This window comes from Oceanobacillus picturae (assembly GCF_000612865.1).
Classification (GTDB): Bacteria; Bacillota; Bacilli; order Bacillales; family Amphibacillaceae; genus Oceanobacillus_B; species Oceanobacillus_B jordanicus.
Genome location: NZ_CCAX010000003.1, coordinates 94,288 through 109,882, shown reverse-complemented (window position 1 = coordinate 109,882; position 15,595 = coordinate 94,288). Strand labels below are relative to the sequence as shown.

The following is a 15,595-nucleotide window of genomic DNA, read 5'->3' as shown; positions in this document are numbered from 1 at the left end:
GTAGCGGGTGGAAATGGTTAACCATTTCCATAATAAAAGTCGTCATTACATGGCTCTTGCCATCGGCTTTATTGACAGTAAACTGTTCAGCGAGACCTTTGCCTAACTATAGGCAAAGGTCTCGCTTTTTTTATACATTGGAAAGTGAATTTTAGCCAGGGAGCAATGACGATTTAGTTAAGATGTCCAAGTATAAGAAAAACCAAACTCATTCGCTAAAGCGCGAGCGAATGCTAGTTTTTCTAATAAATATTTTCAATATACTCACAGTCATTTATTTTCGTAACCCGTCAATACTAATTGCAGGAAGGAAGATTTGATGGACTATTATCAGAAAAAATCAGAAGATGTGTTGGATCAGTTTAATACGTCTGAAAACGGACTAACGAACGCAGACGTAAAACAACTGTTAGATGAGAAAGGTTATAACGAAATTGAAGAAAAAGAGAGAGATCCAATTTGGAAACTGTTTCTGGAAACATTTAAGGACTCTATGGTCATTGTCCTTCTAGTCGCAGCAGGAATTCAATTGCTCTTAGGTGAAGTAATGGAATCACTCATCATCTTCCTCGTACTATTAATCAATTCGGTTATTAGTGTTGTGCAAACTAGAAAGGCAGAAGGATCCTTGGAAGCCTTACGAAGTATGTCCGCGCCAGTTGCTCAGGTGATTCGGGACGGAGCAAAGCAGTCCATCCCTGCACGAGAGCTAGTGCCAGGAGACATCGTTTTCCTTGAGGCAGGGGATTATGTTCCTGGAGATGGAAGGGTGCTAGAAAGCGGGTCTTTAAAAGTCGACGAAGGAATGTTGACTGGGGAGTCGGAAGCTGTTGAGAAAGAAACGAGGACGATTAATGAAGAAGTAGCTCTTGGGGATCGGAAAAACATGGTATTTAGTAGCTCCCTCATTGTATATGGCCGTGGGAGTTTCGTGGTCACGGGTACAGGAAAAGAGACGGAAATTGGCAAAATCGCTGGTATGATTGAAACTGCGGAGGAAAAACAGACACCGTTACAGCGTAAATTGGATCGTTTTAGTAAGAAACTTGGAATAGGGATTCTACTTCTATGTATTCTCATTTTTGCTGTACAGGTCGGTAGAATTTGGTTAGGTGATAGTGATGCAGATACAACCACAGCTATTTTAAATGCGCTTATGTTCTCTGTTGCCATAGCGGTAGCAGCAATACCAGAGGCCCTTTCTTCCATTGTAACCATTGTTCTATCTGTCGGTACAAACAAAATGGCTCGACAGCATGCCATTATTCGTAAATTGCCTGCAGTGGAGACACTTGGTTCTACAAGTGTCATCTGTACAGATAAGACGGGTACATTGACACAAAACAAGATGACCGTGATGGACCACTATTTACCTGGAAAGCAAAACACAGAGCTACCGGAGAATAAGGAAGATTGGGATGAAGCACAAAAACTTTTACTTTACACCGCTGTGCTGTGTAATGACTCCTATATCAATGAGGAAGGACAGGAGATAGGAGATCCCACAGAAACAGCGTTAATTCATTTCGCTAATAAAGTATATGGGGGCTATGAGGAGATTCGTGAAGCATATGATCGAGAGGAAGAGCTTCCTTTCGATTCTGACCGCAAACTCATGTCCACCGTTTATACAATTGATGGAACAAAACGTATGCTAATTAAGGGCGGGCCAGATGTCATGTTTGAGCGAGCGGCCTGGGTACTTGTTGACGGGGAAGAAAAGACAATGACAGATGAACTGTTAAATGATCTGCAGCAAGCAAATGAAAGCTTTTCTGAACAGGCACTCCGCGTCTTAGCTTATGGGTATAAACGCATGAAGGAAGATCAAGGACCAATAGGCCATGAGGATGAAAAGGATTTTGTCTTAATTGGGTTAACAGCCATGATGGACCCACCTCGTGAAGCAGTTTATGGATCAATCGAGGAATCGAAAAAGGCCGGGATACGTACGATCATGATTACAGGTGACCACAAAACGACCGCACAAGCAATTGGACGTGATATCGGGTTAATGGATCAGGATGATATAGCTGTAACAGGCCAGGAACTTGATGCGATGTCAGAAGCAGAACTTGAAGAAAAGCTGGAACAGATTTCTGTTTATGCTAGGGTTTCTCCAGAGAATAAAATCCGGATCGTGCGAGCTTGGCAAAAGCGAAACAGTATTACAGCGATGACGGGGGATGGCGTAAATGACGCTCCTGCATTAAAGCAAGCAGATATTGGAATCGCGATGGGGAGCGGCACAGACGTTGCGAAGGACTCGTCAGCAATGATATTAACGGATGATAATTTTGTCTCCATTGTTAATGCGGTTGGCGTAGGTCGAACGGTTTTCGATAATATCAAGAAAGCAATCGGCTACTTGTTTGCCGGAAACCTTGGGGCAATCATTGCCATTTTATTTGCTGTTATTTTCAATTGGGCAAATCCTTTTACAGCATTGCAACTGCTATTTATTAATCTGGTGAATGATTCCTTACCAGCAATTGCGCTAGGTATGGAAAAGTCAGAGCCTGATGTTATGAAAAGGAAGCCGCGCAACATTGAGGAAGGCATCTTTTCAGGCGGAACAATGCCAGCAGTGTTGACCAGAGGAATATTGATTGGGATTGCTGTTATCATCTCCCATTACATTGGTCTACAGCATTCCGATGAAATGGGTGTTGCCATGGCATTTACTACACTTATTTTGGCCAGAAGTCTGCAAACCTTTGCTGCACGTTCTAATGTGCAAACTGCTTTTGGTGCTGGGTTCTTCCGTAACAAGTATGTAATTGGTGCGGTAGCACTATGTTTCGTTCTCTATACGGTCACCATCATGCCATTTGCGAGAGATGTATTCTCCATCCCAGACACATTCGGTTTTCAGGAGTGGGGAATTGCAGCAGGATTATCATTGGTCGCGGTAATCTTAATGGAGATTCTGAAAAAGATTATCAACACTGTTCAGAAATAGGAAAAGAAAATAGCGATAGAAAAGGTGAGCAGTTGTATACACGGCTCACCTTTTCTGATGCTATAATAACTATATTCGCTTAAAAATGGAGTGTCAGACATCATGTTAAATTTCGGGAAGATAATCCTTCATACGATTGTGTTAATTGGGTTTTATCAGGTGGGATTGTTGATTCAAACTACGTTTCAACTGTTTGTGCCTGGTAGTGTAATAGGAATGATCCTGCTTTTTATATTTTTATCTTTGAAAGTGATCAAGGTTACATGGATAGAAAACGGAGCTCGTTTTATCGTAGATAATCTCGCGCTCTTTTTTATTCCGGTCACCGTTGGGATATTAGAATACTATGATGTATTTGCAGGAAAAGGTGCATTGTTAATTTTAATTGCTTTAGTTAGTACGATGTTAGTCATGGGAATATCAGGGGCGACTAGTCAATGGTTGGTCAGACGGAGGGCGGAAGAGCATGAGTGATTTTTTAATTGGCATAGCTGCCATTATTGCTACATGTATTGCGTATGTTTTTTCGGTACGTGTTCATAGAAAGTGGAATGTTACGATTACAGCGCCTGTCATCATTTCTACTGTACTCATTATTTGTGTACTTTTAGTATTCCACATCCCATATGAAACGTATATGCTTGGAGGAGAATGGATCAATCATTTACTCGGCCCGGCAGTTGTTGCATTAGCATACCCCTTATATAATCAACGAAATACTTTGAAAAAGTTGTTAGTTCCCTTAATTGTTGGCACAACAATGGGAGCTGTAGTAGGAATTTCCTCAGGTGTTCTAATGGCAAGATGGGCGGGATTTGAGGAAACAATTATTTATGCTTTAACGCCCAAATCGGTTACGACTCCTGTTGCCATGGCAGTAACGGAAACGCTGGGAGGCATCATTCCACTGGCAGCAGTATTTGTAATGTTTGCTGGAATTGGGGGTGTCATGATCCACAATCTTGTATTTCGCTTATTCCGTTTGGATCACTATCTTGGAAGAGGGGTTGGAATGGGCAGTGCATCCCATGCAATTGGTACAGCAACATTAATGGAAGATAGCCAATTAGAAGGCTCTGTTAGTACAGTTGCCATGGTAATGAGTGCCGTGGTGGTCTCTATTATCTCCCCAGCTCTTATCTCGCTATTATTATAATCTATGAAAACCCAAGTCTACTATCGGCTTGGGTTTTGTGTATACTTAGTCGCTAAAGGACTCATAAATGTTGGTTTTTCTAATGTCGTTTGTTTAACCATAAAACACCAGACTTCGCCAGTCTTGGCAGGAGGCCAGTCATCGGTTTTTGCATCATGTTACCAAAACCATCGGACTTACCTAATGATCCTAGTGTCCCTTTTAATTTTATTTCCTTCGGTTTTTTCGGTTCTTTATCTTGTAAAACAGCTAGTAAAACTTCTGCAATTTGTTCCCCTTGCTGCCCAGCAAGCTGAGCGCTTGGAGAGTATTCAGACGATGCACAATCCCCGACTACATACACGTTTGGATGATCTGGCACCTGGTAATAGTCATTCAGGATGACCTTTTCCTGTGTATCCTTCTTAAAAGGAAGTTCTCTTACAAGGTAGTTCGGCTGTACACCTGCTGTCCAGATTGTTACATCATTTACATAACACACTCCATTATTACAGACCCCGTCTTTTTCCACGTACTCCACATTTGAATGGTGTAAGACGTCTACCTCGTTTTTCACAAACCATTCTGCAACATATTCTTGAATTTTACTATCGAAGGCTTTTAATACAGTGGCCCCACGATCAAGTAAGCGAATGTTTAAGTCTGGTCTGCTTTCTCTAATTTCTGAAGCTACTTCAATTCCACTAAGACCAGCGCCTACCACGGAGACTTTTCCATAGGCTTTTAAATTACAAACCGCAAGCCCTGCTTTTCTAGCCTTCTCAAACGTTTGTACACTATGAGTGAATTCTTCTGCACCTTCTATGCCATGATAATTGTCTTCACATCCGAGTCCAATAACCAAATAATCATAGGATAGAATTTTACTTGAATCCTTGAACGAAATCTGTTCGTTTTCCGTATCAATCTTCATAATTTCTCCATAAACATATTGAACGCGGTCATCATCTGGAAAGCTTAAACGAACGTCCTTCTCTGCAGATGTCCCAGCAGCTATCGTGTAAAACTCTGTTTTAATAGAATGATATGGATTTCTATCTACTAGGGTGATTTCAATAGACTCCGGTAACTGATGCTGTAATAATCCGAGAACTACTTTTAATCCCCCGTATCCTCCACCTAATACGACCAATCGCTTCATAACAAAACCCCATCTCTAAGTAAAGAATAAATATGTATAGTTCTATTTTAGCGAATATGTAAGCGTATGTCACCATAAGACTGAATTCTTCACAAATCGACATATCCTATATGCTATACTACGGACAAAGGAGGGGTTTTCATGGCAGAACGAATTAGTACAGCTATTCAGGACACCTATGATGAAAAATATTCCTGGTGTTACGGCTGTGGGAGATTAAACGAACAAGGCTTACAAATTAAGACGCGTTGGGAAGGGGAAGAAACCGTAACGACCTATCTTCCACGCGCAGAGCATATGGCCATACCCGGATTTGTCTATGGCGGATTGATCGCCTCTATTATCGATTGCCATGGCACAGCCTCAGCGGCGTTGGCCCTGCATCGGAAAAATGGTTTTGAGCCAGGGGAAGGGCCAGAACCTCCACGGTTTGTTACGGCATCTCTTCATATTGACTATCTCAAGCCAATCCCACAGAATGTTTCGCTTACTGCAATCGGTAAGGTAGAGGAGATACACCCTAAGAAGTGGCAGGTCCGTACGGAAATGTATGCAAAAGATACACTTTGTGCAAAAGGAGAGGTTATTACAGCGATTATGCCTAAAACTTTTATAAAGTGAACCTTCATTCGCTCGAAGCTTTCACATGTGTCGGAAAAGATATAGCAAGTGACAGAAGCATCTAAATCACGTATAATTACTCTTTTAAACCATGTTAAAAGAGGAGTATTACATGACGAAACCAAATGCGCTTCCGTTTACTGTTTCAAAGACAGAAAATTTCTTTGACCGGCTTGGGGATTATGTTGGAGATGTATTTTATGATATCCTGCCGGAAAAAGGGTATGAGCTACGGGATGAACAAATATATATGGCCTTCCAACTGGAACAGGCTTTTAAGAATAAACGAACGATTTTCGCTGAAGCAGGTGTGGGAACTGGTAAAACCTTTGTGTATTTGCTATACGCGATTTGTTATGCGAGATACAAACGAAAGCCAGCGATCATTTCCTGTGCGGATGAGACGTTAATTGAACAGCTCGTTAAAAAGGGCGGCGATATTGAAAAGCTAGAAGAAGCGTTAGGCCTTAACGTTGATGTCCGTCTTGCCAAAGCGAGAGAGAATTACGTATGTATGAAAAAGCTTGATCCTATTGCCAATCAAACGGATGATGAGGACATTCTCCGGGTACATGATGAGATTCCTGATTTCGTATTTGATACTGGGGCTTCCATGCAATCCTTTGAACGATATGGGGATCGAAAGGAATACCCTTGGGTACCAAACGAGAAATGGGAAGAAATTGGGTGGGACCAATTACAACAGTGCTCGACCTGTGAATGGCGCCATCGAAGTGGGCAAACGCTGAATAGGGAATACTATCGTCATGCTACTGACTTAATTATTTGCTCACACGACTTTTATATGGAACATATTTGGACAAAAGAATCACGTAAACGAGAAGGGCAAATGCCTCTTCTTCCAGAATCAAGCTGTGTTGTTTTTGATGAAGGGCATCTTTTAGAATTTGCAGCACAGAAAGGTCTCACATATCGCTTTAATTTTCATGCACTAAGCAGGGTACTGACAGGTTATATGGGACAGGATGTGCGGGAAGAGTCCTTGCTCCTAATTGAGGATATACTCGGTTTAAACGATGATTGGTTTGACTTACTGGAAGAGAGCGCGGTTGCTGTAGAAGGATCAGATCGCTATGAGATAACCTTCACTGGGAAGTTAAAGTCTCTTGCTGAAAAGCTTCATCATAATGTACAGGAGTTACTGGAGCAGCTTGTCTTTGATGCGGAGCTCTTTACCATTGATGACTACCATATCAAAATCATTGAAGAATATTTGGAGTTTTTCTCCTATGGACTATCTATCCTATTGCGGGAGGATGAGGGGATATACTGGCTGGAAAAAACAGATAGTGAGACAAGTCTAGTGATTATGCCGAGACTAGTGGAGGAAGTGTTAAGGAAAGAAGTATTTTCCCAGGACATTCCGTTCGTATTTTCTTCTGCTACCTTGGCACAGGGAGAGGATTTTACGTATCTAGCAGACAGCCTTGGAATCACGTCCTACGATTCCTTCTCCGTTAACTCGCCATTTGATTATGAAGAAAAAATGCAACTGTCTAGCCATGTTGAGGTAGATAAACTGGAGAAATTCGAATCAATTCATAAAGACATCAAAGAGAATAAGGGGAAAACCTTGGTTCTGTTTTCAACGGCTCAGGAGATGAAGGCATTTCGCAAATGGGCAGACGAACAGCAATGGGACTTCCCTATGTTGTATGAAGGGGACAGAGAAATTAGTGAGACAGTCAAAGGCTTCCAACTTGATGAATCAGCTGTGCTCTGTGCCTACCATCTTTGGGAAGGACTTGATGTTCCAGGGGAGGCACTGACCCAAGTCATTATTGCATCCCTGCCGTTTCCACCAAAAGATCCTGTATTTGAGGCGAAACGTAAGCATGTGGAGAGTCCTGAGGCAGATGTAGATGTTCCTTATATGTTGCTTCGTTTACGCCAAGGTATTGGACGATTAATTCGGACAAGCAACGACCATGGGGTTATTCATATCTGGATGACAGAAGAAGATAAACAGAAATACTTCGCGGAGATTCAAAAAGTATTGCCTGTGAAGATCACATAGCATGATGTAGATTAAAGCCACGCATTTACGCGTGGCTTTTTTGGGGGGGTTTTTAGGTGAGCAGAAAGTGAAACGCCTCCGTGGTTGAGTTGATAGTTAAATGCTACCGCTCTGTGCAATTGCCTGAATGTATTCCATGCTTAAGATAAAACTATAGGGAGAAAGGAGTGCGGTTTTCAAATGAATCAGGCTGTATTTTTAGATCGTGATGGTGTCATTAATGAAGTTTTAACAGACAGAGTAAAATTTGTGAACACGCCAGAGGAATTTTATTTACTGGCAGGGGCAGGCGAAGGGGTACGTCTGCTTCAAGATGCTGGTTACAAAATTTTTGTTGTGACCAATCAAGGCGGCATTGGACTCGGATTTATGGATGAAAAAATGCTGCATAACGTGCATGACCACATGAAGGAACAATTGCAATTTTTTGATGCGCATATCGACGAGATTGCGTACTGTCCTCATAAACCACATGAAAATTGCCCTTGCAGAAAACCAAAGCCTCAGATGATTCATGATTTGGCAAGAAAATGGGATATCGACTTGCGTAAGAGCTACATGATTGGGGACCGTGAGCCGGATATTATTGCTGGTAGGGAGGCGGGTACTAAAACGATACTTGTCGGCACACGGGATAAAGAGAAGGTAAAGGCAGATTTGGTATTTGAGGATTTGTTGGAAGCGGCAAAGCATTTAACTAATTCGCTTTCATAACTAAAATATAGAACATGTAAACCTGCTTGTTATAGAGCGGGTTTTTTAATAGAAATAAATAATTCTAAATATATTGAACGATACATTCTATTAATATAGAATGTAGAAAGGAGGTCGGTATGAGATGGAAGTAATTAATGCAACGAGCTTAAAAAGAAAAACCTATCAAGTCGATGTAAAATACTCTTTGTTGTGGGAATGTGCACTTGGAATAGCTGCTATAACAAACACACCCTTGCTGGATTCCTTGGAGAAACCGATGCAGTATTGGAAAACTGTTAGAGAGACCTTTTCTAATGATATGAGACATCACTTGGAATGGGTGGAGAAGCACAACACCTGGAAGGCTTTGCTACAGTTGCTACATCAAAGGGATTTTTTAGATCTAAAGGATTTTGCAACCTTTATCCATAGCCTGGACGAAAAGGAATTCCGCTACATATGTATTCCTTTTGTGGGGATGGAGGAGCAAGTGTTAAGGAGAGATGCTGCCGATGGTGACCAGGAAGCAATGGAGCAATTACAGACGAAGACAGAGGAAAATCCATTCTTCCCTCGTTATATTGAATACATTTGTAAAGTAGGTGTGGAAGATCTTAAACGTCATTTGGTAGCAGTGATGACCGGGTGGTATGACGCAATTATAGCTCCTGATAAGGAAAATGTGCAAAAAATCCTCCATACCGATATAGAAGCTAAATTGTTAGCGAAAGAGAAAATGACATCAGAAGCATTAGTGGCTTGGGCTACATCAGGGATTAATTATGCAGCAGAACCTGGAGTCCATCGTGTGCTTTTAATTCCCCATATGATTTATAGGCCATGGAGCATCGTAGCTGATTTAGAGGATACAAAAGTGTTCTATTATCCAGTGGCAAATGAGAGTATTGCTCCTGAAGATTCGTATATGCCAAATAACTTTCTCGTTCTGAGGCATAAGGCTTTAGGAGATGAAATGAGGTTGCGCATAGTAAAGCTTTTATTTGAAAAGAGCCGTAGCTTAAATGAATTAACAGGTTTATTGAAGCTAGGAAAATCAACTATTCATCACCATCTTAAAATACTTCGCTCTGCTAAATTGGTAGAGATAAAGAACTCACGTTATGTCCTGAAACAACATGCGCTTTTCTCTCTCTCAGAAGAACTGGAATTATACCTTCACCAAGAATAGACAGGTAGTCGTAAATGAAGGGCTGGCAATTCCATGAATGTATTAAGAAATAAAGCTTTTACAAGAATCTGGCTGGGAAATGCCATTTCGGAATTGGGAGGATCATTTGGCACATTTTGCAACAGTCTACTTATTTTTACACTGACAAGTTCCGCGATGGCCTTAGGGAGCATGTGGCTACTTTATTTTCTGCCATCGCTTGTATTACAACTATTTATTGGACCTTATATTGATCGATGGAGCAGAAAGTGGATTATGGTTATTGCTTTATGGAGTCGAGGTTTTTTATTTGCTTTGCTTTTCCTTCTCTTCATAACAGATATGCTTCAAGTTTGGCACATATATGCTGTGCAATTGGCTGTTGGTCTCATTACACCACTATATGTCCCAGCGAACCAGGCAATTTTGCCATCTATCATTCGAAAGGAACAGTTAGCTACTGCAAATGGATATGTGGATGGGACAAACCGTCTTATGATGTTTATAGCCCCTGTTACAGCAGGGGTTGTTATAGAGTACATAGGAATACAGTCAACAATGCTATTTGTTTGGACCTTTCTCGTTGTTAGTGGGTTTTTACTTTTACCGATTCATGAAAACAGGGTACATCATCCTGTCCGTAGTACATGGTTGCAGCAATTTACCGAGGGTCTACAATACTTTTTCAAGCAAAAAATTATTGTCTGGCTTGGTGTTTTCCTTGCATTTGTGCAATTTGGGGTAGGGGTAACGATGGTAATAAACCTCCCTTATATTACGAATGAACTAAATGGAAATACTGCAGAATATGGATTTTTCATGGCGGGTTTCCCGCTGGGGTATGTGCTCGGTTCTATTCTGGTAGGAAAGATTAAAAAAGGAACTCGAAGACAAATCATGCTTGGTGCTTTAACAACAGGGGGAGCAACCTTTATTATTCTTGGTTTCTCCACCTCTTATCTCCTTGCAGTTATAACAGAGGTGATGGGTGGGATAGCCATGGCCGTTTTCAATGTACAAAATCTAACGCTGTGCCAGAAGCTAGTTCCAAAGCATCTAATGGGGAAGGTATTTTCCGTGCGATTACTCATTATTAGAGGAGCGATGCCCCTCGGTGTACTGTTAGGAAGTGTAGGCAGTACATTATGGGGAATAAGGCCGTTGTATATATTAATCGGAGGAATAATATGTATAGCAGCACTCCTTGGAATGCTGCTACCCAATTTTGCATTTTTAGATCAACCAAAATTGGAAAAGGAAAGCAGTATATCCTGAAAAACATGACAACTGTCATGTATGCTTCTTGACGTTTATGACTTATAAAATCTATCTGATTTTTATATTCTATATATAAGAGATAGATCGTCACTTAAACGTAGGAGGATATATATGAGTAAACAAAAACAGGCTCAATTAAGAAACAGTGTGAAAACCTTTGCAGGTTCAGATCGTAAGGCTAGTATTATACAACTTTTAAACACAGTACTTCCCTTCTTCTTGTTATGGTTTCTTGCCTATCAGAGTCTAGCTGTTTCTGTTTGGCTTACACTAGCATTAGCTGTTGTTGCATCAGGATTTGTCATTCGCATCTTTATCATTTTTCATGATTGTACCCATGGTTCATTCTTCCAGGGGAGTAAAGCAAACCGAATAGTCGGCACTATCACAGGTATCATTACCTTGTTTGCCTTTGAAAAATGGAAAAGAGACCATGCCATCCATCATGCTACAAGCAGTAACTTGGATAAACGCGGCACAGGTGATGTATGGGTTATGACAGTGGAAGAATACAAAGAAGCCTCATTTTGGGGAAGGCTCGCATACCGCTTATATCGTAATCCGTTCGTTATGTTTGGTTTAGGACCGATTTACTTGTTCCTGATCTCCAATCGCTTTAACCGAAAAGGTGCAAGGAAAAAAGAAAAAATGAATACGTATTTAATAAATGCTTCCATCGTGTTGATATATGCATTGTTAATCTGGGCAATTGGCTGGCAGGCATTTTTGATTATCCAGCTGCCTATCCTGTTTATCTCGGGCTCTCTCGGAATTTGGTTGTTTTATGTACAGCATCAGTTTGAGGATTCCTATTTCGAAAATGAAGCAGAATGGGATTATGTAAAAGCTGCCGTTGATGGAAGCTCCTATTATAAATTGCCAAAAGTTATGCAATGGTTAACTGGTAACATTGGCTATCATCATGTTCACCATCTTAGCCCGAGAGTACCAAATTACCGATTGGAAGAAGCTCACGAATCCACACCACCGCTTCAAAAAGCGACGACGATAACACTGAAGACTAGCTTGCAGTCAATACGCTTTCGTTTATATGATGAGGCGAGCAGGACATTTGTAAGCTTTAGAGAAGTGAAGGCGTTATTGAAAAACCAAAAGACTAAGCTAAAGTTAAACACAGGTAAGACAAGCTTTCAGGAAGAGTAATTATACAAAACCCTTCAAGGTGTCTTGAAGGGTTTTGATTTGCCTTCTTTTGGTATAGTATAGAGAAAACAGCAAAGGTAAAGAGGTGTCATCCATGCAAAATTGGTATCATATTTTTCCAAAGAATACAGGACTTAGTGCGTTTGCATGGCTTGTTTTTTGTTTGCTTCCTTTTTATTTTATTTTCCGATCGACCTCACTAGTGGAAACGTTGCTAGGGATTGTGCTGATTCTGCTCTTTTTCGCAACATACCGCCTTTCTTTTATTAAAAAGGGCTGGACAGTGTATGTTTCTGTTTCTATTGAAATGGCAATTAGTATAGGTATGATTCTCTACTTCGGCTATGTCTACTTCTCGCTATTCCTGGCATTTTACATAGGTAATATAGAAAGTAAAGCAGGTTTTCTCGTGCTCTACATTGTTAACCTTGTTACAACCGTTTCGGCAGTCAGTGTTGGTTTTCTAATGCAAAGCCCGCAATTTATTGCCCAAACTCCTTTTATTGTCATTAGTATCGTCGGTGTTATTCTTCTTCCCCTCACGCTAAATAGTCGGAACAAACGGGAGCGGCTCGAGAGGAAGCTGGAGGATGCAAATAAGAAGATATCCAGATTGATGATAATCGAAGAGCGTCAGCGGATTGCTAGAGACCTTCATGATACACTTGGCCAGAAGCTTTCCCTTATCGGGTTGAAAAGTGACCTGGCAGGAAAAATTATAGAGCGCGATCCAGAAACAGCCAAAAAAGAAGTCGAGGATATTAATCAAACGGCACGTATGGCACTTAAAGAAGTTAGAGAAATGGTATCTGATATGAAAAACGCAAAACTTAAGGATGAAGTCATTCATGCAAGACACATTCTTGAGGCTGCAGGTATTTCTTTTCAATTCAATAGAGAAGACACAAAAAATGAGTTGCCACTTTTAGTGGAAAATGTGCTTGGAATGTGTTTGAAGGAAGCTGTGACCAATGTGGTAAAACATAGTAAGGCGACAGTATGCCAGGTTGAAATTAGTAATACCCCGAGTGAGCAGGTGCTCATTATTCAGGATAATGGGATAGGAGCAATAGAAACCGGCGAAGTAAAAATAGGAAACGGGCTTCAGGGTATAAGGGAAAGGCTGGATTTTGTAAATGGGAATCTGTCTATCGACACAGCAAATGGCACAACTCTCACCATAAAGATTCCTAAGGTGATTCAGCAAAAGGGAAAGGAAGGACTTGAATGATACGAATTGTCATTGCAGAAGATCAAGGTATGCTGCTTGGTGCACTTGGTTCTTTGCTTAATTTGGAAGAGGATATGGAAGTGATCGGGAAAGCGAAGAATGGGGAAGAGGCAGTCAAAATGGTGAAAAGCCTTCAACCGGAGATTTGCATTATGGACATCGAGATGCCTGTAAAAAGTGGACTTGATGCAGCAGAACAGCTGAAAGACGAATCCTGTCACGTCATTATCCTAACGACCTTTGCACGAAGTGGGTATTTTCAGCGGGCACGTTCTGCCAATGTGAGTGGCTACTTATTAAAAGATAGTCCTAGTGAGGAGTTAGCAGATGCAGTACGGACCATTATGGATGGCAGACGGGTATATGCGCCAGAATTAATTGATATGGCGTATCGTGAGGAGAGTCCTTTAACAGATAGAGAAGAACAGGTGATTAAACTCATTGCTGATGGAAAGACGACAAAAGAGATAGCCAAGGAACTGTATCTTACCACAGGTACAGTACGAAACTATGTGTCGGTCATTTTAGATAAGCTAGGGGTCAGTAATAGGATAGAAGCGATCTCTAAATTCAAGGAGCAAGGCTGGTTCTAGTATTGTACATTAGGAATGTATAAAGTTTTAGCCAAGAGGCAGGCAATGATAACGTAGCTGAATTTTAAAGTCCCAAGTATAAGAAAACATACACATTCGCAAAAAGACGAGCAAATGCGCGTTTTTCTAATGCAAAAGGAATCAATATAGCCAAAAAGAGGATGGGACATAAAAAAGTTAAACAAGAAAAAGCCGTACATCTAAAGGAGTATTGCAGAAAAAGTTCGAATACATTTGGATAGATCCTAATTTTGGGTTATCTGAACAACACTTTAGCGAAGGAAAAATGCGGAGACTCCAGTGGGAACAGCACGAGTCCGAAGGCCCCGCAAGAAGCGATTTTTGCTTCTGAGGAGACTGAGGCCGTGCCCACGGAAAGCGGAGTATTTTCCTGAGCGGTAATTAAGAAGTTGGTTTATTATCGTTCGTATTTTAAAAAGGCTGGGACTATGTCCCAGCCCCTTTTACGTTAAGATAAGCGGCGGATCCGTTCATTAAGATCTGGATGGGTGGAGAAGATGCTTGATTTACGTTTTCCATTAATCTTTAATGTAGAAACAGATGTATCATCACCGCGTACACGGTTAGCATATGCTTTTAACGACTCAAGCGCGTGCTTCATTTTATCTTTACCAGCTAGGTCTGCGCCTCCACGATCGGCATGGTATTCACGATGGCGTGAGTAGGCATAAACAACCAAACTTCCAAGTATTGAGAAAATAATTTGGAAAAAGATAATCGCAAGGAAGTGGACAATTGGTGCAAGTTCTTCCTTAACAAATCGAGTAACAGCAAAGGCAGCAATCCGTGCAAGGAATACAACAAAAGTGTTGACGACACCTTGTAATAGCGTCATCGTAACCATATCACCATTTGCAACGTGAGCCACTTCATGTGCGATAACGCCTTCTATGGCATCGTCGTCCATTTCGTGAAGTAATCCTGTTGAAACGGCTACTAGGGAACGCTTTTTAGAAGGCCCTGTAGCAAAAGCATTTACTTCGCGTGAATCATAAATTCCGACCTCTGGCATGTGCATAAGTCCAGCTGCACGTGAAAGTCGGTGAACCTTTTCGACAACCTCTCGCTCAGATTGAGATAAGGCTCCGTTCGGATCAAGGACGCGAACCACCATCATTTTCTTTGCCATCCATCTTGACATAGCTAGAGAAATAAACGAGCCAGTAAAACCGATAACAGCACTAAAAATAAGCAATGTGCCAAATTGAATGGTGCCATCTGGTCCAATATAATTCCACGTGCCAGGTATTAGTGTGAAAATGATTGAAATGGTTGCTAGTACTAAAACGTTCGTTAGTAAAAAGTAAAAAATTCGCTTACCCACGTCCTCACCCTTTATAATAGATTTTGAGATTTTTACAATGTTTGCAGTGAATTTGTGAAGCCTTCACATAGTCCTATTATATCCTTTGATAGGGTAGTTATCAACAAATATCATGAATACTCCCGCCACTTAATTTCCTAACGAAAATTTGAAGTGGGGGTACTCTGAACGGATTCGATAGAACTAGAGTGCATTGGTCTTT

The 15,595-nt window shown here is 41.1% G+C and carries 13 protein-coding genes; 11 read left to right on the top strand and 2 right to left on the bottom strand.

Annotation, left to right across the window (positions count from 1 at the left end; translation table 11 throughout):
• The first annotated feature begins 319 nt into the window (after positions 1–319).
• The 3 genes from BN988_RS14990 (at position 320) to BN988_RS14980 (ending at position 4,118) form a co-directional block, all read left to right on the top strand.
• Positions 320–2,962, top strand: coding sequence for a cation-translocating P-type ATPase (locus BN988_RS14990; RefSeq protein WP_036577735.1), 2,643 nt, complete (start codon positions 320–322; stop codon positions 2,960–2,962).
• A gap of 102 nt (positions 2,963–3,064) precedes the next feature.
• Entirely contained in the window at positions 3,065–3,436 is a 372-nt protein-coding gene (locus BN988_RS14985) for a CidA/LrgA family protein (protein ID WP_036577733.1), read from the top strand.
• On the top strand, positions 3,429–4,118 hold the full coding sequence (locus BN988_RS14980; protein WP_036577731.1) for an LrgB family protein: 690 nt from the start codon (positions 3,429–3,431) through the stop codon (positions 4,116–4,118). The genes BN988_RS14985 and BN988_RS14980 overlap by 8 nt, the downstream gene beginning before the upstream one ends.
• Before the next feature lie 79 nt (positions 4,119–4,197).
• Here BN988_RS14980 and BN988_RS14975 read toward each other — a convergent pair whose 3' ends face one another.
• A complete protein-coding gene (locus BN988_RS14975) occupies positions 4,198–5,259 on the bottom strand; it encodes an NAD(P)/FAD-dependent oxidoreductase (protein ID WP_036577728.1) in 1,062 nt (353 codons plus the stop codon).
• A 141-nt stretch (positions 5,260–5,400) separates the two neighbouring features.
• Between BN988_RS14975 and BN988_RS14970 the strand changes: the two genes are divergently transcribed.
• From BN988_RS14970 to BN988_RS14935, 8 genes are all read left to right on the top strand, one after another.
• Positions 5,401–5,880 (top strand): PaaI family thioesterase, encoded by a 480-nt coding sequence (locus BN988_RS14970; protein ID WP_036577727.1) that lies wholly within the window; start codon positions 5,401–5,403, stop codon positions 5,878–5,880.
• 112 nt (positions 5,881–5,992) lie between these two features.
• The gene (locus BN988_RS14965) at positions 5,993–7,918 is read left to right on the top strand and encodes an ATP-dependent DNA helicase (protein ID WP_036577725.1); all 1,926 of its coding nucleotides are present in this window, start codon (positions 5,993–5,995) and stop codon (positions 7,916–7,918) included.
• 180 nt (positions 7,919–8,098) lie between these two features.
• Positions 8,099–8,632 carry a D-glycero-alpha-D-manno-heptose-1,7-bisphosphate 7-phosphatase gene (locus tag BN988_RS14960; RefSeq protein WP_036577723.1) on the top strand — a complete coding sequence of 178 codons (534 nt, stop codon included), beginning with the start codon at positions 8,099–8,101 and terminating at the stop codon, positions 8,630–8,632.
• A gap of 124 nt (positions 8,633–8,756) precedes the next feature.
• Positions 8,757–9,803 (top strand): ArsR/SmtB family transcription factor, encoded by a 1,047-nt coding sequence (locus tag BN988_RS14955; RefSeq protein WP_036577721.1) that lies wholly within the window; start codon positions 8,757–8,759, stop codon positions 9,801–9,803.
• A gap of 33 nt (positions 9,804–9,836) precedes the next feature.
• Positions 9,837–11,057 carry an MFS transporter gene (locus BN988_RS14950; protein ID WP_036577719.1) on the top strand — a complete coding sequence of 407 codons (1,221 nt, stop codon included), beginning with the start codon at positions 9,837–9,839 and terminating at the stop codon, positions 11,055–11,057.
• A 114-nt stretch (positions 11,058–11,171) separates the two neighbouring features.
• Positions 11,172–12,224, top strand: a complete 1,053-nt coding sequence (locus BN988_RS14945) for a fatty acid desaturase (RefSeq protein WP_036577718.1) — start codon at positions 11,172–11,174, stop codon at positions 12,222–12,224.
• Between the two features lie 94 nt (positions 12,225–12,318).
• Positions 12,319–13,455 carry a sensor histidine kinase gene (locus tag BN988_RS14940; RefSeq protein WP_036577717.1) on the top strand — a complete coding sequence of 379 codons (1,137 nt, stop codon included), beginning with the start codon at positions 12,319–12,321 and terminating at the stop codon, positions 13,453–13,455.
• Complete coding sequence (locus BN988_RS14935) at positions 13,452–14,048, top strand: response regulator transcription factor (protein ID WP_036577716.1); 597 nt, start codon at positions 13,452–13,454, stop codon at positions 14,046–14,048. Before BN988_RS14940 ends, BN988_RS14935 begins: the two co-directional genes overlap by 4 nt.
• 469 nt (positions 14,049–14,517) lie before the next feature.
• Here the strand turns inward: BN988_RS14935 and htpX are convergent, their stop codons facing one another.
• Positions 14,518–15,393: a protease HtpX gene (gene htpX, locus BN988_RS14930; RefSeq protein WP_036577715.1), complete on the bottom strand. Its 876-nt coding sequence runs from the start codon at positions 15,391–15,393 to the stop codon at positions 14,518–14,520.
• Positions 15,394–15,595: the final 202 nt, after the last annotated feature.